Source organism: Lactobacillus colini (assembly GCF_017874575.1).
GTDB lineage: Bacteria > Bacillota > Bacilli > Lactobacillales > Lactobacillaceae > Lactobacillus > Lactobacillus colini.
Genome location: NZ_JAGGLU010000032.1, coordinates 1 through 1,681 on the forward strand (window position 1 = coordinate 1; position 1,681 = coordinate 1,681).

Genomic DNA, 1,681 nt, shown 5'->3' on the forward strand with positions numbered 1-1,681 from the left:
AAAAACATACTAACTTAGTGTTAGGTAGTTATTCGACGGAATAATTGCCTAGCACTTTTATTTTTACTTAAAATAAAAGTAAGATGAAGCGCTTAATGCCGAGGATGCGTTAGGCGGTTGGACGTCATACAAAAAACAGGCAGCTTCACCAGCTATTCAAAAAGCTTATCGAAGTATGTAGGCAGTTTTAATGCCGTGTTTGGAAAAGTAGCACTGAATATCAACTGATGAACAGCTTCATCTAGTCATAGGATAAGTAAAACTATTGGGGGTATATTATTATGAGTTTTCAAATAGTCTTTGGGGTTGACGTAAGTAGTCACACATCTAACGTTAGTGTTGTTATCAAGAAGAAAGAACAAGCGAGCTTCAAAATCACTAATGATAAGCCAGGTTTTGAAGAATTATCAAGTTACTTGGAACTTTATAGTAAGAAAAATTTGGTAGTAGTATTAGAGGCTACAGGTGTTTATTCCTTATCCTTAGAAAAGTTCTTAAGTGACAATGAGTATAACTTTATTTACCTTAATCCTTTAAAAGCAAAAAAGTTGATGGATAATAATTTGCGTCACTTAAAAACAGATAAGGTTGATGCTAAACATTTAGCAATGATTGAATTTACTCTCCCTCAGCCTCTATCTCAAATGCCTAATAAGCATTACCGTGAGATGAAAATTGCTAGTCATACTTATGATCAACTAACTCATGATTTAATAATATTCAAAACTAGGCTGCATCGTGCACTTCAAACAACTTTCCCGCAAATTGAAAAGCTATTTGGTTCTGCCACAGGGATCAAATATTGGCAGATTATTCAAATATATCCTCATGCTCAAATGGTATTAGATGATGGCAATGGTAAAATCTTAGAGAAGTTAAAAGCACTCTCTGGTATTGGCCAACAAACAGCAGAAAACATCGCATGTCGATTAAAAAATTTAGCCACTAAAACTTCATATTACGATGATAAAGATAGTGAACAAGTATGGGAGATTAGATATTGTGTGGAAAGATTGTTAGATATTCAAAGAACTAGACAGCGAGTTATTGAGAAGATTAAAAAAGAGATTTTACTTTCCAAACAAGATACTAGAATTTTTAAAATTTTTATTTCTGTACCAGGTATCGCTGAATTAACTGCTGCACGTTTAATAGCAGAGTTTGGTGATTTATCACGCTTCAAATCTTCTAATCAAATGGATGCATATATTGGAATTGATCCAGGTCGATATCAGTCAGGTCAGATAGATTCTCATTATGGCATATCTAAGCATGGCAGTGCTATATTGAGAAAGATTCTCTATGAAACTGTTAATACTATGATTACTGTTCAACGCCATTCCCCTTGTCATGTAATAGATTACTATGAACGAAAAAAGCGACTTTCTCAATCCAATCATGGATATAAGAAAATCGCTATCGCTTCAGTTCATAAGCTCATTCGTCTACTGTTTGCGCTTATTCATAATAAACAAACTTATGACTATAACTTTGCAGTCAAAAATGAATAAATTCTGACCACTTCAAGTATAACCCAATTGTCTACAAAAAGTTCTATTTAGTAGGCACTTTTTAGCATACTCTCAATTTCTATAAAATTTTGATTTGGATATTAATACTGAACTAACCAAACAAGAAAATTTATTAAAAATATTGATATTACTTGACTTTAGGTGGAAAA

General features: G+C 32.8%; 1 protein-coding gene. It reads left to right on the forward strand.

Going from position 1 to position 1,681, the window contains the following annotated elements; genetic code table 11:
- Nucleotides 1-278: 278 nt before the first annotated feature.
- Complete coding sequence (locus J2Z60_RS10845) at nt 279-1,511, forward strand: IS110 family RNA-guided transposase (RefSeq protein WP_209687707.1); 1,233 nt, start codon at nt 279-281, stop codon at nt 1,509-1,511.
- Nucleotides 1,512-1,681 lie beyond the last annotated feature (170 nt).